21 protein-coding genes and 2 pseudogenes are annotated in these 21,550 nt (G+C 52.3%); 14 read left to right on the top strand and 9 right to left on the bottom strand.

Annotation, left to right across the window (positions count from 1 at the left end; all coding sequences use genetic code 11):
• Positions 1 to 216: 216 nt before the first annotated feature.
• The 14 genes and pseudogenes from narQ to NAL19_RS12575 all read left to right on the top strand — a co-directional run bounded on the left by narQ (position 217) and on the right by NAL19_RS12575 (position 13,315).
• Positions 217 to 1,959, top strand: coding sequence for a nitrate/nitrite two-component system sensor histidine kinase NarQ (narQ, locus tag NAL19_RS12640; protein WP_263059711.1), 1,743 nt, complete (start codon positions 217 to 219; stop codon positions 1,957 to 1,959).
• Between the two features lie 47 nt (positions 1,960 to 2,006).
• Positions 2,007 to 2,639: a nitrate/nitrite response regulator protein NarP gene (gene narP / locus NAL19_RS12635; RefSeq protein WP_225084935.1), complete on the top strand. Its 633-nt coding sequence runs from the start codon at positions 2,007 to 2,009 to the stop codon at positions 2,637 to 2,639.
• Positions 2,640 to 2,799: 160 nt separating this feature from the next.
• Positions 2,800 to 3,258, top strand: a complete 459-nt coding sequence (tnpA, locus tag NAL19_RS12630) for an IS200/IS605 family transposase (protein ID WP_263057542.1) — start codon at positions 2,800 to 2,802, stop codon at positions 3,256 to 3,258.
• Between the two features lie 88 nt (positions 3,259 to 3,346).
• Positions 3,347 to 4,377, top strand: a pseudogene (locus tag NAL19_RS12625) (IS3 family transposase); the annotation flags it as partial.
• A gap of 56 nt (positions 4,378 to 4,433) precedes the next feature.
• A protein-coding gene (locus tag NAL19_RS12620) for an IS1 family transposase (RefSeq protein ID WP_263057541.1) occupies positions 4,434 to 5,128 on the top strand; the annotation gives its coding sequence in 2 pieces (ribosomal slippage) (positions 4,434 to 4,680 and positions 4,680 to 5,128; 696 coding nt in all).
• A gap of 66 nt (positions 5,129 to 5,194) precedes the next feature.
• Positions 5,195 to 5,422: a hypothetical protein gene (locus NAL19_RS12615; protein WP_263057540.1), complete on the top strand. Its 228-nt coding sequence runs from the start codon at positions 5,195 to 5,197 to the stop codon at positions 5,420 to 5,422.
• A gap of 104 nt (positions 5,423 to 5,526) precedes the next feature.
• A complete protein-coding gene (locus NAL19_RS12610; RefSeq protein WP_263057539.1) occupies positions 5,527 to 6,447 on the top strand; it encodes a hypothetical protein in 921 nt (306 codons plus the stop codon).
• 16 nt (positions 6,448 to 6,463) lie between these two features.
• Entirely contained in the window at positions 6,464 to 7,627 is a 1,164-nt protein-coding gene (locus tag NAL19_RS12605) for an NAD/NADP octopine/nopaline dehydrogenase family protein (protein ID WP_263057538.1), read from the top strand.
• Between the two features lie 16 nt (positions 7,628 to 7,643).
• On the top strand, positions 7,644 to 8,609 hold the full coding sequence (locus NAL19_RS12600; RefSeq protein WP_102801069.1) for a hypothetical protein: 966 nt from the start codon (positions 7,644 to 7,646) through the stop codon (positions 8,607 to 8,609).
• Positions 8,606 to 9,508 carry a DapH/DapD/GlmU-related protein gene (locus NAL19_RS12595; protein WP_102801070.1) on the top strand — a complete coding sequence of 301 codons (903 nt, stop codon included), beginning with the start codon at positions 8,606 to 8,608 and terminating at the stop codon, positions 9,506 to 9,508. The genes NAL19_RS12600 and NAL19_RS12595 overlap by 4 nt, the downstream gene beginning before the upstream one ends.
• Positions 9,483 to 10,250 carry an SDR family oxidoreductase gene (locus NAL19_RS12590; protein WP_263057537.1) on the top strand — a complete coding sequence of 256 codons (768 nt, stop codon included), beginning with the start codon at positions 9,483 to 9,485 and terminating at the stop codon, positions 10,248 to 10,250. The genes NAL19_RS12595 and NAL19_RS12590 overlap by 26 nt, the downstream gene beginning before the upstream one ends.
• A complete protein-coding gene (locus tag NAL19_RS12585; RefSeq protein WP_263057536.1) occupies positions 10,247 to 11,515 on the top strand; it encodes an acetyl-CoA carboxylase biotin carboxylase subunit family protein in 1,269 nt (422 codons plus the stop codon). The genes NAL19_RS12590 and NAL19_RS12585 overlap by 4 nt, the downstream gene beginning before the upstream one ends.
• Before the next feature lie 54 nt (positions 11,516 to 11,569).
• The gene (locus NAL19_RS12580; RefSeq protein ID WP_158653963.1) at positions 11,570 to 12,730 is read left to right on the top strand and encodes an MFS transporter; all 1,161 of its coding nucleotides are present in this window, start codon (positions 11,570 to 11,572) and stop codon (positions 12,728 to 12,730) included.
• A 102-nt stretch (positions 12,731 to 12,832) separates the two neighbouring features.
• Complete coding sequence (locus NAL19_RS12575; RefSeq protein WP_263057535.1) at positions 12,833 to 13,315, top strand: hypothetical protein; 483 nt, start codon at positions 12,833 to 12,835, stop codon at positions 13,313 to 13,315.
• Between the two features lie 340 nt (positions 13,316 to 13,655).
• Here NAL19_RS12575 and NAL19_RS12570 read toward each other — a convergent pair whose 3' ends face one another.
• The 9 genes and pseudogenes from NAL19_RS12570 to NAL19_RS12530 form a co-directional block, all read right to left on the bottom strand.
• Positions 13,656 to 16,502, bottom strand: coding sequence for a conjugative transfer ATPase (locus NAL19_RS12570; RefSeq protein WP_263057534.1), 2,847 nt, complete (start codon positions 16,500 to 16,502; stop codon positions 13,656 to 13,658).
• Positions 16,502 to 16,939, bottom strand: coding sequence for a TIGR03751 family conjugal transfer lipoprotein (locus tag NAL19_RS12565; protein ID WP_025920317.1), 438 nt, complete (start codon positions 16,937 to 16,939; stop codon positions 16,502 to 16,504). Before NAL19_RS12565 ends, NAL19_RS12570 begins: the two co-directional genes overlap by 1 nt.
• Complete coding sequence (locus NAL19_RS12560; RefSeq protein ID WP_263057533.1) at positions 16,920 to 18,323, bottom strand: TIGR03752 family integrating conjugative element protein; 1,404 nt, start codon at positions 18,321 to 18,323, stop codon at positions 16,920 to 16,922. The genes NAL19_RS12565 and NAL19_RS12560 overlap by 20 nt, the downstream gene beginning before the upstream one ends.
• Positions 18,313 to 19,215 carry a TIGR03749 family integrating conjugative element protein gene (locus NAL19_RS12555; protein WP_263057532.1) on the bottom strand — a complete coding sequence of 301 codons (903 nt, stop codon included), beginning with the start codon at positions 19,213 to 19,215 and terminating at the stop codon, positions 18,313 to 18,315. The genes NAL19_RS12560 and NAL19_RS12555 overlap by 11 nt, the downstream gene beginning before the upstream one ends.
• Positions 19,212 to 19,891 (bottom strand): annotated as a pseudogene (locus tag NAL19_RS12550) (PFL_4703 family integrating conjugative element protein). Before NAL19_RS12550 ends, NAL19_RS12555 begins: the two are co-directional and overlap by 4 nt.
• Entirely contained in the window at positions 19,888 to 20,286 is a 399-nt protein-coding gene (locus NAL19_RS12545; RefSeq protein WP_263057531.1) for a TIGR03750 family conjugal transfer protein, read from the bottom strand. The pseudogene NAL19_RS12550 and the gene NAL19_RS12545 overlap by 4 nt, the downstream one beginning before the upstream one ends.
• 12 nt (positions 20,287 to 20,298) lie before the next feature.
• Complete coding sequence (locus tag NAL19_RS12540; RefSeq protein WP_263057530.1) at positions 20,299 to 20,658, bottom strand: TIGR03745 family integrating conjugative element membrane protein; 360 nt, start codon at positions 20,656 to 20,658, stop codon at positions 20,299 to 20,301.
• Positions 20,659 to 20,676: 18 nt separating this feature from the next.
• Complete coding sequence (locus tag NAL19_RS12535; RefSeq protein WP_137742619.1) at positions 20,677 to 20,910, bottom strand: TIGR03758 family integrating conjugative element protein; 234 nt, start codon at positions 20,908 to 20,910, stop codon at positions 20,677 to 20,679.
• Positions 20,907 to 21,284 carry an RAQPRD family integrative conjugative element protein gene (locus tag NAL19_RS12530; RefSeq protein WP_263057529.1) on the bottom strand — a complete coding sequence of 126 codons (378 nt, stop codon included), beginning with the start codon at positions 21,282 to 21,284 and terminating at the stop codon, positions 20,907 to 20,909. The genes NAL19_RS12535 and NAL19_RS12530 overlap by 4 nt, the downstream gene beginning before the upstream one ends.
• Positions 21,285 to 21,550: the final 266 nt, after the last annotated feature.

Below are 21,550 nucleotides of genomic sequence, written 5' to 3'. Positions count from 1 at the left end.
AACACGCTGTTTTTGTAGGGGTTACACTATTCCCCTTAGGCTGTATGCGATAATCACCCTTTAGAGGTAAATGGTGGTGCCGGATCAAGCTTATGTGGGATTCGTGCCTTATCGGCTTGCGGGAGCGTGTGGGGATCGTGATAGTGCACAGAGGGCTAACTCGAATTATTGAGGGTAGTAGAGTCGGTATGATGCCAAAGAGGATTATTCGTTGTGATGGTCAAACGTCCTGTTTCTACCAGTCTGGCTCGCGCGTTTTTCTATATCGCGCTGCTCTCATTCCTGACGACGGGTATTGCGCTACTGACGCTGGCTAGCGGTTTACGCGATGCGGAAGCGATCAACGTCGCGGGCTCCATGCGTATGCAAAGCTATCGTATGGGATATGATCTACAGGGCGATCGCGCGGAACTAGAACCGCATCGCCGTCTCTATGCGCAAACGCTGGATTCTCCGGTTTTTCACCTGCTGGATTCTCCGGTTTTTCACCTGCTGGATCGCTGGTATGTGCCGCGCGATGTACGCGAACGTTATGCTGCGCTGTTGCAGAGCTGGAAAACGATGGATGAGCGGCTGAGCGCGGGCGATCGGGTCTGGTATCAGGACAATATTGTTCGCTATGTCACCCAGATCGACCTCTTTGTGTTGGCGTTGCAGCATTATTCCGAGCGCAAGATGATGATTGTTGTTGCGACATCAATAATGGGTTCGATCACTATCTATATACTGATCTTCTTTACGCTGCGCCGTATTCGTCGTCAGGTGGTCGTGCCGCTGAATAAATTGATGGCGGCCTGTACCTCCATCGAGAAAGGGCGATTTACCCATTCACGGCTGGACGTTAATTTGCCGAACGAACTGGGCTTACTGGCGCAAACCTTCAGTAGCATGACGGACGAACTGCAAAAGCTTTATCGTTCTCTGGAAGATAAGGTGCGGCAGAAAACGCTGCGCTTACAGGAAGCGAATCGCATGCTGAAGGTGCTGTATCACTGTTCTCAGGCGATGAACGTCAGCACAATTGACAGGCATTGCTTTCAGCAGATTCTGCAAATTGTTCGCCGTTATGAAACGGTCGGCTGTCTGGAAATGCGGGTTGGGGAAAACTGGCGGTTATGTGAAGGCCAGCCGGATGGGCAGACTGTGTGGCAGACCTTGCCCATCTGTTTGCAAGAGGTTGAGTTTGGGCAGTTGCGCTGGCAGGCCTCAACGCAGCAGCCGTCGGCGCAACTGATGGAAAGCGTCGCCAACATGTTGGGGCGTGGCCTCTATTTTAATCAGGCGCAGAAGCACTACCAGCAGCTGTTACTGATGGAAGAACGCGCCACCATTGCGCATGAACTGCATGACTCATTGGCGCAGGTGCTTTCGTATCTGAATATCCAGATGACGTTGTTAAAGCGCGCGGTAGCGGAAGAGAATGCGCAGGCCCGGCAGATCATCACCGATTTTGAACAGGCGCTCAACGATGCTTATCGCCAACTGCGGGAACTGTTGAGCACGTTCCGACTGACGCTGCAACAGGCCGATTTACCTGCGGCGATGCAGGAAATGATTGAGCCGCTACGCGCGCAGACCCCGGCGACAATCACGATTGACTGCCGGATCCCTACACAGGCGCTGGATGCTTCACAGCAGGTTCACTTGCTGCAAATCATCCGTGAGGCGGTGCTGAATGCCATTAAGCACGCGCAGGCGACGACGATTACCGTCAACTGCCGTACGCAGCCTGATGGCCGTCATTGTGTGGATATTCGTGATGACGGCTGCGGTATTATCAATCAGGAGGAGCCAGCGGGGCATTACGGTTTAAATATTATGCAGGAACGCGCCGAACGGTTGGGAGGAACGCTATCTATCGGCCTCCACCCTGAAGGGGGAACGCAGGTTAGCGTCTGTTTCTCGACGCCGGCGGCAGCGCGTGTACGTGATAACACGAACAATTTCTATCCAGAATAATTCACAAATAAAACAATAATAAAATTCATATTACATTGGGGCTGGGCATGTCAGAAAAACCATCTTATCGTGTGTTGATCGTCGACGATCATCCGCTTATGCGTCGGGGAATCCGTCAGTTATTGGCAACCGATGCCATCTTTGACGTGATAGGGGAAGCCAGTAACGGCATGGAGGCACTGAGCCTCGCGAATCGGGATTCTCCCGATATCATCTTGCTCGATCTCAATATGAAAGGATTGAGCGGGTTGGATACGCTTCATGCGCTGCGGCGCGATGGGATCTGCGCCCGCGTGATTGTGCTGACGGTCTCCGATGCGCCCAGCGATATTTATGCGCTGATGGATGCGGGTGCCGATGGCTACTTGCTAAAAGACAGTGCGCCGGAACACTTACTGGATGCTATTCGCAGTAGTGATGCCTTCAGCGAACAGGTGCGTGATGTGCTGCGTCACCGTATCGCCATACAGGAGACGCCGTCGCCCTTTACCGTATTGACGGAACGGGAACTGGACGTACTGCAAGAAGTGGCTTCGGGGCTATCCAACAAACAAATCGCGAGTGTGCTGTATATCTCAGAAGAGACGGTAAAAGTGCATATCCGCAACATGCTGCGCAAACTCAACGTGCGCTCCCGCGTCGCCGCCACGGTGCTTTATTTGGAAACACGCGGCCAGTAGGGCCGCGTTGTTGTTATTGTGCACAGAAACCCCCAGCTAGGCTGGGGGTTCAGTAAAGCTTTCAGCTTTGGGGCAGTTATAAAAACCCCTTTTGATTTGTTAAAACAGTTTGCGGTCTGGCAACTGCAAACGTTCAACAAGAAATCAAAAGGGGGTCGCAATGAGGGACGAAAAGAGCTTAGCGCACACCCGATGGAACTGTAAATATCACATAGTTTTTGCGCCGAAGTACCGAAGACAGGTGTTCTACGGGGAAAAACGCAAAGCGATTGGCAGTATTTTAAGAAAGCTGTGCGAATGGAAAAACGTGAATATTCTGGAAGCAGAATGCTGTGTGGATCACATCCATATGCTTCTGGAAATCCCGCCGAAGATGAGTGTCTCGGGATTTATAGGGTATCTGAAGGGAAAGAGCAGCCTGATGCTTTATGAGCAGTTTGGCGATTTGAAGTTCAAATACCGTAACAGGGAGTTTTGGTGCCGAGGATATTACGTTGATACGGTAGGGAAAAACACGGTCAAGATACAAGAATACATAAAGCACCAACTGGAAGAAGATAAAATGGGAGAGCAACTCTCGATCCCATATTCTGGTAGCCCGTTTACGGGCCGTAAGTAATCCATAGATGCAAATGTGTAGTGGCACACTAAATTTGGCCACCTGAACAGAGGTGATATGCTCACCTCAGAACAACACAGGTGCATCAATGAAAAGAAGAAATTTTAGTCCTGAATTCAAACGCGAATCAGCTCAGTTGGTTGTCGACCAAAATTACACCGTTTCTGACGCTGCTAATGCTATGGATGTTGGTCTTTCCACGATGACGAAATGGGTCAAACAACTGCGTGATGAGCGCCAGGGTAAAACACCAAAAGCCTCCCCCATAACTCCGGAACAAATCGAAATACGTGAGCTAAAGAAAAAGCTACAACGCATTGAAATGGAAAACGAAATATTAAAAAAGGCTACCGCGCTCTTGATGTCGGACTCTCTGAACAGTTCTCGATAATCGGGAAACTCAGGGCGCGTTATCCTGTGGTCACTCTCTGCCACGTGTTCGGGGTTCATCGCAGTAGCTACAAATACTGGAAAAACCGTCCTGATAAACCAGACGGCAGACGGGCTGTATTACGCAGTCAGGTACTTGAGCTACATGGCATCACCCACGGTTCGGCCGGAGCAAGAAGCATCGCCACAATGGCAACCCAGAGAGGCTACAAAATGGGGCGCTGGCTCGCTGGCAGGCTCATGAAGGAGCTGGGGTTGGTCAGTTGCCAGCAGCCGACTCACCGGTACAAGCGTGGCGGTCATGAGCACGTTGCTATCCCGAATCATCTTGAGCGACAGTTCGCCGTAACCGAACCAAACCAGGTGTGGTGCGGTGATGTGACCTATATCTGGACAGGTAAGCGCTGGGCGTACCTCGCCGTTGTTCTCGACCTGTTTGCAAGGAAACCAGTGGGCTGGGCAATGTCGTTCTCACCGGACAGCAGACTCACCATGAAAGCGCTGGAAATGGCGTGGGAAACGCGCGGCAAACCCGTCGAAGTATTGTTCCACAGCGATCAGGGGAGTCATTATGTAAGCAGACAGTTCCGGCAGTTACTGTGGCGATACCGGATCAGGCAGAGTATGAATCGGCGTGGAAACTGCTGGGATAATAGTCCAATGGAACGCTTCTTCCGGAGTCTGAAGAACGAATGGGTGCCAGTGACGGGTTACGTAAGCTTCAGCGATGGGTGGTGCCTCTAATTAGTTGAATTGATATATAATGACCGCTTTGAGGTTTGCTCATGGCCAGCGTTAATGTTCATTGTCCTCGCTGTCAGTCTGTTCAGGTTTACCGTCATGGACAGAACCCTAAAGGTCGTGACCGGTTTCGCTGTCGTGACTGTCACCGCGTGTTTCTGCTCACCTATACCTATGAAGCGCGTAAGCCCGGTGTCAAAGAACAAATTACCGAAATGGCATTCAACGGCGCCGGCGTTCGTGATACAGCCAGAACACTGAAAATCGGTATTAACACCGTCATTCGCACGTTAAAAAACTCGCGCCGATGCGAATAACTTCCTCTCCGGTCGCTCATGCCGATGTAGCACTTATCTGTGAGCTTGATGAGCAATGGAGCTTTGTCGGCAATAAAGCCCGGCAGCATTGGCTCTGGTATGCATACAACACCAAAACAGGTGGCGTTCTGGCTTACACGTTTGGACCGCGCACGGATAACACCTGCCGTGAACTTCTGGCTCTGCTGACGCCGTTTAACATCGGTATGATAACCAGCGATGGCTGGGGCAGTTATGCCAGAGAACTCCCGAAAGATAAGCATCTGACAGGAAAAATCTTCACTCAGCGTATTGAGCGTAACAACCTGACACTGAGGACACGTATTAAACGTCTGGCCCGTAAAACAATCTGCTTCTCGCGTTCGATAGAATTGCATGAAAAAGTCATCGGGGCATTCATTGAAAAACACATGTTCTACTAATTGGACGCATTACCCTGAAGGCTTAAGAGTGATTGGGGTTTCACCGGTATCAAGAAGAAATTATGGATGCTGCTGCATTCTGAAAATGAAGCTTCAGGTCGCATTAATTCAAAAAAATGGCCACTCCTTTTTATGATTAATTTAAAAATACATATTCATGAAATGAAAAACGAAGAGATTATATGGTGTGTGAATCCATTTACAGTCCTTTTTACTAAATTAATGTTGTTTTTAAAAAACCTTTTTAAATTAACTTTAAAAACAATCTTCTTTATGACAATAAATCATAAGTAATTTATAATTAAGTATTTTGGTGAAATTATATTTACAGTTAATCTGTTGTTGTGTTTATTTTAAATGTTTAATTATAGAAACATTCAGGAAAAGCGGTGAATATAATGGAAAGCTTCAAGTTTTCAGATTTAATTTTGCCAGAAAGATCTCGTGATTTTCTGAGTGAAACTGTCAATAATATTTATGATGAGTGCCCTGGGCAGATGCAGAACCGGTATCTTTCAAGAATCAGTTACTATAAGAAAAGCGGAATAATAAATAATATTTTTCCTGAGCTTATATCTCAGGACCCTTTTCTTTTAAGAAATTTGCCTATATTTTATGATATCGAAAAGTCAAAAATACTTCTGCTTATTATCGGTGAAAGTGTTGGCCGTTGCGTAGCGTATTCCGAATATAATCAGAGTTACATAACGGATATCCGGCCCACGCCTACGTCTGCAGAACTCAGTAGCGGAACAGAGTTGCTAGCGATGCATAATGATTTAAGTTTTGCATCTGACCGATGCCGCCCTCAAAGACTGGTTCTGTTACCGCATATTACAGACGGGAACATCCCTAAAACGCTTCTTGCAACTTCACAGGACATAAAAAAAGAGTTATCTCAGGAGGAAATAAGCCTGCTCAGCGACTCAATCTTTGAAATGCGTGCGGGCGGAAAATTATTATGGCCGAATGAAGAGATCCGAAAGCTCAGAGTTTTTGAAGAAAAGGCTGATCGTAGTCTCAAAATAAAGATGAATTTTTCAAATATTCGTCCTGCTGCACATCTTGACAAAGAAACCTTTCTCAAGGCCGAACAGGTTCTCGAAAAGCTTTCGAAATTGGCCCTAAAAATCGGCCTGAGAGACGGCTACCGCATACTTAAAGGGGAGGCACTCATTATACCCAATGACTTTGTGGTGCATGGCCGGGACGTATTTGCGTCTGGAGATGTGAAAAGACTTTTGCTGCGTTCCTATGTGGTATCTCAGGACGTAGTAGATGCACATTACGGCAATACGATGTTATCCCTCCGGTACTGAATACATAGGATAGTTTATGGAAAATGTACTCATTATCGGCGGTGGCCACGTAGGTTCAACCCTGGCGGTGGATATGTATGCGAGGCGACATGAAACCTTTCTCGAACCTCATCTCATCGTGATAGAACCGGATAATCATCCTTTTTATAAGGGAAACGATCCCCTGAAGTTCAGCATGGAAAATATATTGAGTGGTGAAACCTATTCCGCTTTTTTCCCTAAAAATAATCTGCATCATTTCGGATACGACTTGAGCGAGTTGTTCAGAACATCTATTGCCGTCATATTAACCGTGCCTGATATTCCTTTACTGAGAGAGAAGCTTCTGCAGTACATCGAAGTGAGTCCACTGCAGCCGGGCACTACCATCGCGTTTGTTAGGGCCGGCCAGGGTGGCCAGATTCCGCTGATCGATAAATGGCGTAAAAGTGCGAAGCTCTGCAGTATGCATCTGCTGCTCGTTGAGGACAGCTTTTACGGAACTAGGTGCATCAACAATGTAATTGAATATAAAAGGAAAAAAATCACACGGGTCGCAATACCGGGAGATGACCGTGTCAGTGCATTGTCGTTTGGCGAGCGGGTTTTTTCCGGATACTCTATTGGCCTACAGGAACACAGGTTTGAGCTCGTCCGTCCGCTTGATCTGCAGTTTGATCCCCTCGGCTATATCATCCATCTGGCCGTTGCTTTCGATCCGCAAAACCTGTGCAGGACCGGACGGGGTGAACAGTATCTGCATTATAGCGATGGGGTTCACGAAGGCAATTCAGACCTGATTGAAGCTCTGGATCGGGAAAGAGTAAAACTTGCCGGGTCATTTGGAGCCCGCACCCGCCTCTTCACGGATATGCTTACTGAGCAGTACGGAATTCCTCAGCAGAAAAATTTTCTTGCGATGATAAAGAGTACCAGAAGCATCTATCGCTCATTATCAGAAGCCTCCATAGACAAGCTCAAAACCGGGCGAATTATCAGTGAAGACTATCCGGGGCTGCTTACAATGAACTGGCTGACGTCTGTTTCCGGCGAAAACTATGCCAGTACAAACCAGTTTGTCAGTGCAATAAATGAAGTGCTTACGTCACTTAATGTGAATACCGATAATCTTCAACGCTATCAGCATTATCTTGACTCTCTGAACCTCAACAAGCAGAGCATTATTGATCTTCTCGACTAAATATAAGGGGGCTAATATGTCTTTAACTGATACCAAAAATGAAGTTCTGTCTGGCGAAAACGTCAAATACAATGCAGACTATTATCGTAAACATGGTTTTACCGACGTCAAAAATCTTATATCCAGCCAGATGGTTGAGCACCTGCGTGAAATCAACAGTCAGACTAAAAGCAACAGCGCCTTTGATTCATTCAAGAGAAATACCTATAACGTTGCAATCGATGATGAAAAAGTACAGGCCTTCATCAAAAGTCCCGCCTTTTCCGGGCTAGTAAAAAATCTGGGTTATAATGACGTCATCTTTACCGATGGGATTATTTTTGAAACGGATGTGACTTCTGTAGGCTTTGACTGGCATATAGGCGTGACGAGTTTCAAATATATCTTCCCTGAAGACCGTGCGTTTTCTATCTGGATTGCGCTGGACGACGTGGAGCCTGATGGCCAGGATGGAGGAATGAGCCTGCTTTCAACGGAGGCCTTTTCCGGAAGAGAGTTTTATAAACTTCAGTCTAAAGTGACGCGTTCGCTGACCGAAGGTAAATATAAAATACCGGCAATATTCAAAACTGTTCTCGGCCCGCGATTCCGAACTGAACAGCAAAAAAAGTTCAAGGAGCTTTACCCTTTTATTCAGGAGCAGTTTCCTCACCTTTTTAGCGAGTCTCTATATATTTCCGGGTTTGCGAGAAATCTGTTCGACAGTGAGTCAGTTAAATACCGCCTCAGCCCCGGCGATGCTATAGCCTTTGATAAGGACGTGTTTCACAAAAGCAATAAATTCTTTTCCGGTCCACAGCCTTCCCGCAGATCCTTTGTGATGCGTTTTATTGACGCCAGCTCACGCTATAACAAAGTAAATTCTGACAAGACCGGGGGCGATGTTTCCGTTCTGGTCAACAGAATCGCCGAAGGCGATGGTAAGAAGTTTAATGTTGAACTCGGTACCGTGATCCGTACTCAACCTGGAGATAAAGAGTGACTAAGTTTTTCTATGAAACAGCGGGAAGCCGCTACGTCGAAACTGCTGGCGGCAAAACGCTTGATGCGTATTATTTTGACAGCTCAGAATATGCACGTTCCTGTCTTGCGGTTAAATATGGCCTAATCCGAAGTGAAAGCTTTGAGATAAAGACTGACATTCAGGCGGAAATTACCTCGACCGAGGATGCCTATCTGCGGTTGTTTCTTCTTTCTTCGCGCCAATTCAGACCCAATGAGATAAATCTTGCGGGAATTTTCGCCCATTTGCCTAATGTCGCATGGACGTCTGCCGGACCGGTCCTTCCGGATCAGGTTGCACGTCTTCGGCAACTTGTTGCTGCCGATTACCATCAGTTAACCGTCTTAAGCGTCGATAAGTTTCCGCGCATGGTTGACTATTTTGTTCCGTCAGGCGTTCGTATTGCAGATGCTGATCGTGTCCGTCTCGGGGCCTATCTTTCAGAAGGCACAACCGTCATGCACGAGGGTTTTGTCAACTTCAACGCCGGAACGCTCGGGCAATGTATGGTTGAAGGCCGGATCACGCCTGGTGTTACAGTCGGTCATGGCAGTGATGTCGGGGCTGGCGCCTCCATAATGGGAACGCTTTCAGGAGGCGGAAAACAGACGAATTTCATCGGCCGCGATTCTCTTCTCGGTGCTAACGCTGGCATCGGTATCTCACTCGGTGATGAGTGCATCGTTGAGGCCGGCCTCTACGTTACATCTGGAACCAAGCTGACCCTTCCTGACGGCAGCGTTGAGTATGCCCGGAATTTGTCCGGAAAGAATAACCTCCTGTTCAGGCGAAACAGCCAGACCGGTAAAGTGGAAGTGCTTAAAACAGACAGCAGCGTCTGGGGAGGGGTTAATGAACAACTTCACCAGAATGACTGAGAACATGCACCATCCGCAGGAGCCTCCTGACAGCAGGCCCGTCGCCCTGATTGCGGGAGCAACGGGAGGCGTTGGCCAGCAGTGCACGTTCGATTTGATCCGGGCGGGGTATAGGGTTATCGCGTTAAGCAGGAGTGACAATAACTTAAATGAACTCTCCCGCAAGGCCCTGAGCGCGGGGCCGGCTGACCGACTGAAAACGTTTCGCGTGGACGTTACGGGAGCGCTTGCAGGACAGCGGGTCCGTCACAAAGTGGAACTGGAGCTGGGTCGGCTTGATTTACTGCTGCTTTCAGCGGGCATCACGAGCAACAAAAGTACCGGATTGACCGAAACAGAGGTAAATGAGGTTATATCATCCAATCTTACTGGCCCGATGCTACTCATTGATGAACTTATTCCGCTGCTGCTGAAGGCGGAAAACCCGTACGTTGTGAGTGTTGCGTCCAGAGCCGGCAAAACCGGATTTTCAGACAAGGGGCTTTACGGTGCTTCAAAAGCGGGATTACTGCTCTACGTACAGTCACTGGCTTCGATTCCGGCCTTACAAAAAATACGCTTTACCTCGCTGTGTCCCGGCTGGATTAACACGGAAATGGCCCGGACTGGGGGATGCCAGTTGCCCGCAAAAAACCTTCTGCAGCCGGAAGACATATCCTCTCTGTTGCTCTGGCTGACTGCAACCTCACCCAGGGTAAGGATTAATGAAATTATTATTGAACCCGCGCAGGTGAACAGATGAAACATATTGTCGTAGTAAACAACGCCGTAGTGAGCGGCATCGATCTGATAACCCGGCTATTGGACAGAGGTTACCGTGTCAGCCATATCCGTAACCAGGCCAATATTCGCCACTGGAATTCGCCCCACAATGATGAAGTTTTTGCGCGTATTCATGAGATCGTTGACGTGCCGAGAACCTCATCACCTGAATTTGTCCTTAATGCTTTGACTGAATTAAATAATCGTTTTCCGGTGACTGCAGTTATCTGCCCTGATGACAGATCTCTTGAATCGGCCGCGAGCGCAGCAGAATCCCTGAATGTGCCTTTTGTGAGCTATCAGGCGGCTCAACTGGCAAGAAACAAGCTGCGCATGCGGCAAAAAACACAGGGAGTGGATCTGAACGCTCCTTGGTTTATACACGTTAACGATTATCGGGAGCTGACCTGGCGACTTGAGGAAGTGCCTCTTCCCGTCATTGTTAAACCAGTGACATCATCCGGCAGTAAGCTGACCTATATCATCAGGCGAAAGGACGATATTCATGGCCTGACTGGTAAGATCGAAGCCGAGGTAAAGCAACTGCCGACATCAGTCACAGATTATCTTTACCGCGGTTTTCTCATCGAGCAATACATGTCCGGCACAATGGTCTCTGTTGAGATCGGCCGAAAAGATAACGCCTTTTATCCTTTTATGATCACCAGCAGGATCCGCAGTGCCGAAAATGACGTTATTGAACTCGGCAGCGTCATGCCTTCTTATCTGACAGATGAGACCGAAAAGTTGTGCTTTGAGCTTGCTGCAAAAGCGCTCGGCGAGATGGGACTGGATAATGGCTTATTTCATGTTGAGCTCATGGTGACGGTACACGGGCCGGCTATTATTGAGATCAATGGTAGAATCGGTAACGGCACTATTCCCCTTCTATATGATTTTGTAACAGGAACCAGTCTTTTTGAACACCTTATCGATATCAGCCTGGGAGAAGTACCGTTGATACCCGCTGTAAAAAGAGGAAAGCGGGTCATGTCATATTTCTTTAAAGCACAGCAATCTGGAACAGTCTCCGGCGGATTCAGCCCTTCCCGGCCCGAGAAATTTAAGGATTCTATTAAGGCTCTGGAGTTCCGGATGCAGCCTGGTGAAAATATAGCTGAGGGTGATATTTTTGGCTGGATGATATTAGATGTTCCGGAGCAGAATGCATGGCCGATGCTTGAGGAAATTATCCGGTCAGTTGAAAAGCAATCTTCACTCACCTTGAAAAAACCAAGCGTTTAATAACAGAAATGCTCGACTAAGCATGGATGAAATCAGAATTGAAAGGTTATCAATTTGAAGAATAAATATTTTCCACTTTTTTTATCTTCTTTCTTTCTTACAGTGTCGAGGGGTGTCACCTTCCCCTTTCTGGCCGTTTTTCTTACGACCCAGAGAGGACTCACGCTGGAAATGACCGGTTTAGTTCTGACATGCGGAATTCTTTCAGGTCTAGCGTTGTCTTCTTTCTGCGGTAAACTGATTGGGATCGCAGGAAATAAAGGATCGGCCACATGTTCAATGATAATGTTTACCGTAGGATATGCTGGTTTATCCCTCTCAGAAAACCTCTGGCTCATAGTAGGGAGTTACACGCTTACTAACCTCGCGTATTCAGTATACAGCGTCGTTGTAAAACTGGAGATATCCGGTTCAGATGATTCAGAGAAAGCACATCAGTTTTCAGTAAATTATACCTTCATTAATATTGGCTGGGTAGCCGGCCCTGCGCTGGGGACGCTGCTGCTGCATATTAATGCCAGCCTGATATTCTGGGTCTCGGCAGCCATCAGCATGATTCTGGCATTACTTTCACCTTGGTTATTCCGGTCTGAACGTACAGACGCTGTGGTAAACCGGTCAAATGCTCCAGATTATCACAGCAGTCAGGACGTCAGACGGTTCATTATGATCATTTTCGCCGGTCTGTTATTTTCATTCTGCTATGGGCGGTTTTCCTCCAGCATTTCGCAGATCCTTATTGCAACACTTTCTCCCGAGGAAACTTATAAAATCATCACGTTACTTCTCATTACCAATGCAGTCTTTGTCATAGTTTTTCAGATCCCCCTGGGGAGGCGTGTAAACACGTGCAACCTCACTGTCTTCAATGCTGTCGGGGCAGCAGGATTAATAACTGGCGTAATAATTTTCTCTCTGGCCGGGACGTCCGGAGTGACATGGATTACCGGGATGATTTTTTTCTCTCTGGGCGAAGTCCTGCTTAACCCTGTCCAGTATTTACTGGCTGACGGCATACGATACAGATTTACGCGGGCAGGGATATTTTCGGTACAGACCCTGACCGGTATTGGTGGAGCAGTGAATCCTGCTATTACTGGATGGTTCGTTGAGCGGTTCAGCCCGGCATCTTTTTATTATGTAATGGCTGTCTCAGCAGTTGGTGGGGGGTTAATGATTAATGCTTCAATAAAACGAGGAAGGAAGAATGAATAGTATGCTTATTTTATCATGCGCTGCACTCCTGTTCGTTCCCTTGGGCCGACAAATATCCTTCTTCTTAATTCAGGAGTCAGGCAAGGATTCCGGAGAGCGTATATGCTCATGGTTGCTGAATGGGGAGGGTATCTGCTCAGCATAACATCTTGGTCAGCGGTGACTTTTTTATTACTGTCATCAGGAGACACAGGAATCGGATTTTTCAGGCTGCTGTGTGCGGGCTATCTTTTTTTTCTCTCTGTGAAAATATCGCTGTCAGAAATAAACACCTCCGGTAATATTTTCAGTCCTAAGGGGATATTTGTAACAACTGCACTGAATCCGAAAGCTCTAGTTTTTGCCTCCGTGATATTTCCGGGGAATATATTATCTGATCCAGAAATTTATCTTATGGCTTTTCTTAACTTTTCTTTAGTGGTTCTTGTAGCATCCGGTTTCTGGATTTCATTGGGCGTTATGATAAAGCGCAGAAAAAAAACCAAGCGGTTTGATATCGCAGTCAGGTCTTTTTCCTCCTTAGCGCTGATGTCTTTCAGCATTTTCATGATATACAGTACGCTTCAGCACCATGTGTTCGCCTGAAAGCCATTTTACTAAGGTTACAAGTTCCGGTCTGCTGACTACATACCAACCTCAGCGGCTGGCTGGTCCCCCAGTGGTACCCTGCCGGATGCGGGCGTGCAGGTACTGCATTACATCAGGGCAGGGCATAAACAAAAACCCCGTTAGCCTTACCGAAAACACTATTCTGTAGTGGTCAAGTAAAACTGGTCACGGTTTTATGGTAAGAATCCTCTACAGTCCTTGTGGGTTGCCTGTCCAAAAACGGATGATCATGTATCCCTCTCCAGTATTATGAAGTGAAGCTATAATGTGAGATTGGGGTGGAGGAATGTCTTTCAAGAGCCAGGAAGGCAATACTCTATGGGCTCTCTTGCGTGATGCCACGTGCATGGTCAATCATTTCGGCCACTTTGAGTGCGGCATCCAACTCGCCAATGCCGAACTGCTGCATCAGCCGGTAGCGTTCAGCTTTTTCCTCGGGCTCGGTCTGCGCCAGGGCGAGATAGAGGCTGGGCGGTACGGCACGGAAGAGCACTTCCAGGTTCTTGGAGAGAATGATGCCTTCGGTGAACTTGCCAGACTCTTTGCGTGCGGACAGCATCAGCGCCTTCTGCGCGGGTGTCAGCTCCCTGAACCTTGCGATTTTTTCCACCTCGTCGGGTGGCATCGACAGGCAAATCCACCATTCGATCATGTTGAGCATGGGTTCTGCGGCCTTCGGCAGGTCGTCGATGTTCTGCGTCGCGAGCCAAAACCACGCACCCAGCTTGCGCCACATTTTCGTGACCTTCACGACGTAGGGCGAGAGCAAGGGGTTTTTGGTGATGATATGGCCTTCATCCGTCACGTTGAGGATGGGGCGACCCAGGAACTGGTCGCGCTCGGCGATGTTGTTGACGGTGTTGATAAGCGAGATGTAGGCGATCGACAGTTGTGCGTTGTAGCCTTCGCGTGCATAGGTGGCCAGGTCGACCAGGGTGATGTCGGCCTCGGGCCAGGGCGTTCCGTCACGGTCAAACATTTCTCCGTCGCTGCCCTGGCAGAACATATCCATCGCGTCGGCCATCTCCAGCAGGCGAGCGCGCCGGATTTCCGGCAGCGTGGTGTCATGACCTCGCTCTCGCAGCGCATCGCGCACATCACGGGTCAGCACGGTACGGTTGGCAGTGACGCAGCGCTGAGCGGCGTCCAGAATGCATTGGCGGATCAACGAGCGGTCAGCCCGGGTCATGCGGGCTTCTTCCTTGTCTTCACCCCCCGTGATCATCAGGCGTGCCGTGATCTCCAGTTCGCCCAGCACATCGCGCTGTTCGTCAGCTTCGGCTTCCTTGCTCTGCTGCTCATCATCCAGTTCATCGGCATCGAGTGTCTGTACATCGCTGGGTGTTTCGATGAGTCGGCGGGCATCGGCGAACGGCGCAAGGCTCACACCAGCTCCGGGGGCGAGCTTGACCCGGTTGACGGTCAGTCCCAAGCGCCGGGCGAACTCGCAGAACAGACCGAAGGAGTTGCCGGCCTCCACAATGAAGATGCGTGGACGATAGATTGCAGTAACTTGATTGAGAAGGTTGTTGAGGGTGGCGCTCTTGCCCGAACCTGTGGGGCCGAACAGGAAAAGGTGCGCGTTCATCTGCCGATCCAGGCGGTTGAAGGGGTCGAACGTGATCAGGCCGCCTCCACGATTGAAGACGGTGATGCCTGGATGGCCTGTACCCTGGCTACGTCCCCAGGACGGCGAGAGGTTGGCCACATGCTGGGCGAACATCAGTTGCGTGTACCACTGTTTGCGGTCCTGGGCCGGGTTGTACATACACGGCAGCCAGCGCAGATAGGTGTTGAGTGGGGCGACTTCATCCTCTTCGCGCACTGGCTGCAGGCCGGCGCCCAGCATGACGTTTGCCAGTTGAAGGCCCCGGCTGTCGAGTTCCGCTTCATTCCGGCCGCGCAAATAGAACGCCAGGCTGGCGCGGTACAGCTTGTGAGAACTGCCGATCAGCGAGCGAGCCTCTTGCACGTCTGCCAGGGTTTGTTCGGACGCCAGCGTCTCGCCAACGGCTTTCTTTGCCAGATGATTCAGGTGTGCTTCGAGTACGTCCTGCGGTGTGGCAACCAGTGTCAGGCACATCATCGTGTCTTCCGGCATCTGGTCGAACAGGGTGTTGATGGCATCGCCCTTGCGATTCTCACCTGTCATGTGACCCACGCTGGGTGGTGTGCGCAGGCGGTCGGTCATCATCACCCGATGCGGCATGCCGTCAAAGTGCCACACGCCCCGGACCGCATCTGAGCGTGGCTGGCCGAAGAATAGCCGCTGACTGAAATCACACCCGGAGGCCAGCTCGATTTCATCGGCGTCGTGGGTGTCCGGGTAGGCGGTTAACTGGTAGAAGTGTTCGCGGTCTTCGGCGCTGGGGCCCAGCAGCGTGGGGTGTGGGTTGAACCAGCGCAGCAGCCAGTCGTGGATGTGCGGCGCGTCCAGGCGCTGGGTGCGGATGCCTGAGTTGGCCAGGCCACCACACAGGCGATCACAAACCACATTCAAAGCCTGCTCGGGTGTCTGGCCGCGTCGTGCCGTGCTGCCAGCGGTACGGCGATAGACCACCATGCGTACCCGTCGTGTTTGTCCGCGCCAGGGCAGTCGCGTGACTGTGGCATCCTCGAACAGGCCTCCCGGTTTTGCTACCGCGCGCAGGTGATGGGCCATCGAACGTAGATAGAACTCGGTGAAGCGTGAGTGCTGCGCTCGCGGCTGGATGTAGCCATGCAGGGTCTGCAGATACGGGTCAAAGTTGGTTTCGTCCTGAGCGTAGAGTTGCAGCACCCAGGGGTTGTCGTCGAGCTCGTCGAAGCTGTCCTGCAACGCGTTTTCCAGCGCATCCCGTGCCTGAGCCAGCCAGGCTGGCTCGCGGCCTTCGGTGCCCAACGGGGTCAGCTCGAAGAATGCGGCGACCGAGATGCCATCTTCCAGAAGCATACTTTGTGATTCGGGCAGGTATTCAACCCAGGGCAGCAACGTGACGAACGATGGCGCAACGTCGTACAAGGCCTGCTCATCCGCTTGCGTGGCGGGACGACTCTCCCTCACTGCGGCACCGGGTTCGGGAATGCCCGATTTTCGTAATGCATCGATGTGGCGTTGCCAGCTGTCCGGTTGTTCATCTTTGGTAGGCACCGAGGGCTTGCGCCAGGGACGTGACCAAACCATCAGTAATCCTCCGTACGTTCGCCCGGCATTGCGTACTGCACACGTTGGTAGAGGGGGAAGATGGTCGTGTAACCCGGTACAGGAACCGGGTCCGTCCCCGCCAGATGCGGGAACACGTACATCAGCAGGTCGGGATTGGGCAGTCGCTGAAACTGGCTGCGTACTTCATTGGCGGCGGTACGCGTGTAGTGTGCCTGTTCTGCAGGAGCAGCTTGCACAGCCGCATGGCTGAGTGGACGACGCAAGCTTTGGCGTGCATCGAGCAGTTGGCGATAGGCCATCTGTCCCACTCGGCCTCCATTGCCGCTCTCTTGCTGCCAGATATCCTGCATGGTTTGGCCGCTATGAGGTAACAGGTCTTCCTTGCTCGTGGCGCAGCCGGTCAATACGGTTACGGAGAGCATGATTGCCAGCGGTTTAGTCCAGTTCGAGCGCATGGCTTTCTCCTGTGCGGTGGTCGACTTTGCGACCTTCGGGCTCATAGTCGATGGCGAGGGGTTTTTCGAGGTGAACAGCGACGTGTGCGCCTGGTTTCACATAGACCGCTGCGAATGCCTGTCCATAGAGCTTGTTGACCCAGTCCGACATGTCGCGTACACCACCGGCGAGAATACGACCCACAGCCTCGTTGCTGCTGATACCCACCGTACCGATGGAGCCGTCGGCACCGGCGTAGGACATTTGACCGCTGTCTGAATCGATGAGCGATGCCGCGCCAGCCCCCGCAGCGGTGATCAGCGCCTGTGTGCCGAGATACTGCTGGGCATTGCTGCGGCGCTCGCCGGACACGCACGGGATACCGTAGGGGTCGCTGATCCAGCCCAGGCCGTCTTGATCGTTGTTGCGCTGATTGCCATCGCCGTCTTCGGGGATAGTGCGAATGGTGCCGTCATGAAACACGAAGGTGATGGAGCGCACTTGCCCCCTGACGCATGAGAGCGTCCAGTCGCCGGAGGCGGTGCCGCTGAATACCGCTCCAGCCACATCAGGAATATCGATGCCGTTGGCCGTGAGGTTGTCGGGACCGACCAAAACTTTGAAAGGGTAGGGGTCATTGACGGTGCCATCGATGGGCACGCGACCGATCAGCGCGGTCATCGCGACAGAGCCCATCAGCGTTGAATTGGTCGGTACGGTGTAGACGGCTCTGGCAGTTTTGACGCCAGCAGCCCTGGCTCCTGCATCGGTGACAGGGTTGGCCGTGGTTTCCAGCGTCTTCTGAGCGGGCCCGAAACGTGTCGGAAAGCTCGGCGCAGCGTTGCCATGACGACCCTCAGTCTGCCTGGCATCATCAGGCTCTACCCAGCGGATTGTTGCCTCGTCGCTGAATCCTTCCGCATCCCCGTCTTGCAGGCCGAGGCCGACAGGCAGGTCGCCATGGCCGCCGCTGCCCATGCTGTCCAGCCGCCGTTGCAAATCTGCCAGCAGACCCTCGGTCTGCTGGCGTTCGCTGCTGAGTTGTGCCTGATCGCGGCGCAGGTTGGTTCGCTCGGACTCCAGTGCAGTGCTGATGCGCTGGTCAATGGCGCTTTCGCGCTGGCGCAAACGCTGGTTTTCTTCTCGCTGTGCCCGGTTGTCGGTGGTGGCGGTTTGCAGCTCGGTGCGCAGTTGCCGGACCTGGGCCACCAGGGTTGCGACGGTATCACGTGGTGTGTCCCCTTCGATGCCCAACGCCTTCATTTCCTCCGGGGTGAGCTGGCTGCCCGTCTTTGTCGAGGCAGGGGACTGTGTGTCGCCACCAGAGAACATGCGGATGCCAACGAACAGGATCAGCAGTGCGACGGGGATCATCAGCCATTTCAGCAGACCGTTACTGCGCATGCTGCACCTCCGTCGTCGGGTTTGTCGTAGTTTGCACGTGCCTGGCGGGATCGAAGCGTTGGATGGCGGGTAGCAGTGACTGTGGTAGCCCATGCTTGCGGGTGACCAGATACAGCACGGTGGTGTCTTCGGGGGTGCCGCGTGGGCCAAGCGTCGGATGCTGGAAAGTGGCGGTGAGGAAGTTGCCCTGAAGTGTGCGCGGGTCGAGTTCGATCCAGCCCCCCTCCATATGGGTCAGCTGCACGGCAGTCACCCACTGGTCTTCCAGTCGCCATGATGCCAGCGCGGTCGCCTGAACAGGCAGCGTCGGCAGTAAGGTGTCGAGTGGCAGGTCGCGGCGCAGGTTCACGCGCACAATGCCGGGTACAGGTTCAACGGTACGCAGTGGTGCGTACAGGTTCTGTGCTGCGTAGCGCGTCAGTACCACGGCCACGGGGGTTTCACGTCGCGCCGGCCTGTCCTGTTCTGTGATGGCGGTGTCGGTTTCGCTGTCCCGTTGCTGGCCGTAGCGCGGTGGCGTGGTATTGCTCTCAACGATGCGTACCGGCTCAAGCGCCGGCTCACCGTCTTTGGCGGGGGAGGCTGCAATGTCGAGCAGAATCAGCGTGCCGCTGTCAGCGTCCTGCAACTGCAATCGGGTGGGTTCGATGGGCTCACTGGCTCGCAGGTAAATTGCACCCCCTGCACTCTGTACACGCAGTCGATCGCCGACGCTGGCCGGGACGCCGACACGGATGTTGCGATCCACAAACACAATGCGTTCCTGTCCGACCGTAAGGGGAACGGCAAGCGGCAGTCGCTCCCAGCGCAGGATCTCCACGGCATGGGCAACGGGCGTCAGCATCAGGATCAACAGCCCCAGCCAGATAAGACGGAGAGGGTGGTGCTTCATGGGGTTTCTCCCTGTGTACCCAGACCACCACGACTCGGTGGCTCCGGTGTAGGGGTTGTGATGCGTTGCGGAGCACCGTCATAGCAGTCGAGCACGAGGCCAAACGGATTACGGGCTGGATCGACATCGGCACGTGCGACTTTCACCGGGTAACGCACAGGGCGCGTTTGACCTGTTCCGGGCCGTGGTACTCGTCGGCGCTGAGGTCGAGTGTCACCACCCAGTCGCGGTTGGATATTGTGCGCACCCGTGCTGTGGGGTTGTCGCCATAGCCGCGCCCTGGGATTTCGTAGATACCGCGTACGCGCTGCCGCAGTTCTCCAGTACTGCGGCGATAGTCGTAATCCGCCTGCAGAAAGGCACGGCATGCTGGGGTGAGGTACGGCGACAATGCATGCAGGTTGCGTGCGTAGTCTTCTTCCCCATTGGTTGGCCAGCGGTTGAGTTGCTGGAATACATAGAAGGTGAAAGCGTAGACCGACTCGGGAGGCACCTCCCACCAGGCACGTGCGCTCCCCGAGCGCAGGTCGGGCGGTACGTGAATGGTCAGGTCACGTGGTGCGCTCCACCAACCGGCCCCCATCACCAGTGATACCAGAAGTAATGCACTGGCACCGATACGAAGGGTCTTGATGTGTGCCTGTAGATGCGCAACTTCGTTCTTGAATCGGCTCATCGCGTTGTCCTTCTATTCGACCAGAAGCCTGAGCGCGTGATCAGCAGGTGTCCGCCGACCCAGCCTGTAAGCAGCGGATAGCGGGTCGTGATGTGCCATTGCAACTGGCGGTACAACCAGGTGTCGGGTCGACCGCGCTTCTGTCGTCGCAGGAAGCCGCCACCAACAAACACGCCGCAGGCGATGCCCAGCACAATGCAGGTCGGTGCCAGAGCGATGGTTGAAAGTAGCCAGGACAGCGGGATGCCGATGAGCACCCCGGCGCTGCCGGACAGGCCACAGCAGATCCACAGCTCATCGGCTGTCAGACCGCGCACCACCACCGGATGCCGATTGAGCCGATGCGGCAGGAACGTGACGGTGCCGTCTGCGCGGATATGAGGATGCGCTGACATGTCCAGCCCCTCTCACAAAATGCCGGTAGCTTCGGTCAGCAGCCAGATGCCGATCACCAGCAGTACGGCCCCAACCGCAACCGTCAGGCCGAACTGGCCCCAGGTTTTCTTGCCGTTGTGGATCTCGGCGTAGGTGCCGTACGCGTGATAGCACACGCCGATGAACATGCTGGCAACCACCAGAAGCGCCACCAACAGCACGATGTCGTAGCCATAGTTGCGGATGGTTTCCATGATGCCGCCACCGGTACCTCGCGATGGGTTTTCCAGTTGCGGCAATCCCTGTGCGAATGACAGCGTGGGCAAGGTGGTCAGGCTCAAAGCCAGCGTGACGCGCTGAACGAGACGAGTGGGAGAGTGGTGGTATTTCATGGAGTTGATCCTTTCTGGTTACGAGAGGAGGAAGAACGTCAGTACGAGATACATCGCGAGAAAGCGCACGATGACACCGAGGAACTGACGCTGGTTGAGCTGGTTCTCGGCCCAGCCGACGTAGGCGGTACGGATGGCCCATGCGCCCCATAGCAGCAGAACAGCGAACACGATGCCGATCAGGACAGTGGACATGGCTGCAGGTGTGATACTGCTGTTTGCCTGGAAGGCGCTGATCTGTGCGGCAGTCATGGCTGGCCTTCTGGGGAGACGTTGCTGCGCTCGGATACCGATTCCTGGCGGTAGTGACTGCTCAGCTCGGTGGCGTCGCGCGGCTGGGCGCGGGACGGTGACAGATGAAACTGGATGCCTGCGCGTACACGCGCTAAATCATCGAGCAGTCGGGGGTAGTCGAAGTGATAGCGTTCGCCTGGTGCAGTGGAGGTTCTGGATGCGCTTTGCACAACGAAGTGCTCCAGTGCGTCGAGCTGGCGCAGTGCGGCCGCCAGTTCTTGACGCTGGGCTGGTGTGTCGGCATGGGCTGTCTGCGGGAGGCTCGCTATCAGGGAAATGAGTAGTAACGTTGCGCTGTAGCGCACAGCGCAGGGAAGGGCCAACAGTGTCATAACGCTATGTCCTCGCTAGATCAATAATGGTTCGATCATGACGAAGCCGGCGCTTTCAGGCCGTAAACAATGAGAACTGCGAAATTACCGGATTAATGGTTAGTGGGTTGTAGCGGGATATAAAAATTGAGCATGATTAGATGCTTGGTGAAGCTTTGTAAATAGCAGAAGTTAGTTGTATATTATTTTCATTCAGATTTGATTCATGCTTGCTGTGTTGCGAGAGGGAACGCATATGATATGCGTGGATTGAGTGTGATTCTTGT

This window comes from Pectobacterium sp. F1-1 (assembly GCF_025643735.1).
In the GTDB taxonomy this organism is placed as follows: domain Bacteria; phylum Pseudomonadota; class Gammaproteobacteria; order Enterobacterales; family Enterobacteriaceae; genus Pectobacterium; species Pectobacterium colocasium.
Note: the sequence above shows the minus strand (reverse complement) of the source record. Positions and strands in the feature narration are given on the sequence as shown.

What these genes read in the sequence shown, in the direction of transcription:
- narQ (WP_263059711.1), top strand. Translation starts at nt 217, where the DNA reads ATGGTCAAACGTCCTGTTTCTACCAGTCTGGCTCGCGCGTTTTTCTAT.
- narP (WP_225084935.1), top strand. Translation starts at nt 2,007, where the DNA reads ATGTCAGAAAAACCATCTTATCGTGTGTTGATCGTCGACGATCATCCG.
- tnpA (WP_263057542.1), top strand. Translation starts at nt 2,800, where the DNA reads ATGAGGGACGAAAAGAGCTTAGCGCACACCCGATGGAACTGTAAATAT.
- NAL19_RS12615 (WP_263057540.1), top strand. Translation starts at nt 5,195, where the DNA reads ATGCTGCTGCATTCTGAAAATGAAGCTTCAGGTCGCATTAATTCAAAA.
- NAL19_RS12610 (WP_263057539.1), top strand. Translation starts at nt 5,527, where the DNA reads ATGGAAAGCTTCAAGTTTTCAGATTTAATTTTGCCAGAAAGATCTCGT.
- NAL19_RS12605 (WP_263057538.1), top strand. Translation starts at nt 6,464, where the DNA reads ATGGAAAATGTACTCATTATCGGCGGTGGCCACGTAGGTTCAACCCTG.
- NAL19_RS12600 (WP_102801069.1), top strand. Translation starts at nt 7,644, where the DNA reads ATGTCTTTAACTGATACCAAAAATGAAGTTCTGTCTGGCGAAAACGTC.
- NAL19_RS12590 (WP_263057537.1), top strand. Translation starts at nt 9,483, where the DNA reads ATGAACAACTTCACCAGAATGACTGAGAACATGCACCATCCGCAGGAG.
- NAL19_RS12585 (WP_263057536.1), top strand. Translation starts at nt 10,247, where the DNA reads ATGAAACATATTGTCGTAGTAAACAACGCCGTAGTGAGCGGCATCGAT.
- NAL19_RS12575 (WP_263057535.1), top strand. Translation starts at nt 12,833, where the DNA reads ATGCTCATGGTTGCTGAATGGGGAGGGTATCTGCTCAGCATAACATCT.
- NAL19_RS12570 (WP_263057534.1), bottom strand. Translation starts at nt 16,502, where the DNA reads ATGGTTTGGTCACGTCCCTGGCGCAAGCCCTCGGTGCCTACCAAAGAT.
- NAL19_RS12565 (WP_025920317.1), bottom strand. Translation starts at nt 16,939, where the DNA reads ATGCGCTCGAACTGGACTAAACCGCTGGCAATCATGCTCTCCGTAACC.
- NAL19_RS12560 (WP_263057533.1), bottom strand. Translation starts at nt 18,323, where the DNA reads ATGCGCAGTAACGGTCTGCTGAAATGGCTGATGATCCCCGTCGCACTG.
- NAL19_RS12555 (WP_263057532.1), bottom strand. Translation starts at nt 19,215, where the DNA reads ATGAAGCACCACCCTCTCCGTCTTATCTGGCTGGGGCTGTTGATCCTG.
- NAL19_RS12545 (WP_263057531.1), bottom strand. Translation starts at nt 20,286, where the DNA reads ATGTCAGCGCATCCTCATATCCGCGCAGACGGCACCGTCACGTTCCTG.
- NAL19_RS12540 (WP_263057530.1), bottom strand. Translation starts at nt 20,658, where the DNA reads ATGAAATACCACCACTCTCCCACTCGTCTCGTTCAGCGCGTCACGCTG.
- NAL19_RS12535 (WP_137742619.1), bottom strand. Translation starts at nt 20,910, where the DNA reads ATGACTGCCGCACAGATCAGCGCCTTCCAGGCAAACAGCAGTATCACA.
- NAL19_RS12530 (WP_263057529.1), bottom strand. Translation starts at nt 21,284, where the DNA reads ATGACACTGTTGGCCCTTCCCTGCGCTGTGCGCTACAGCGCAACGTTA.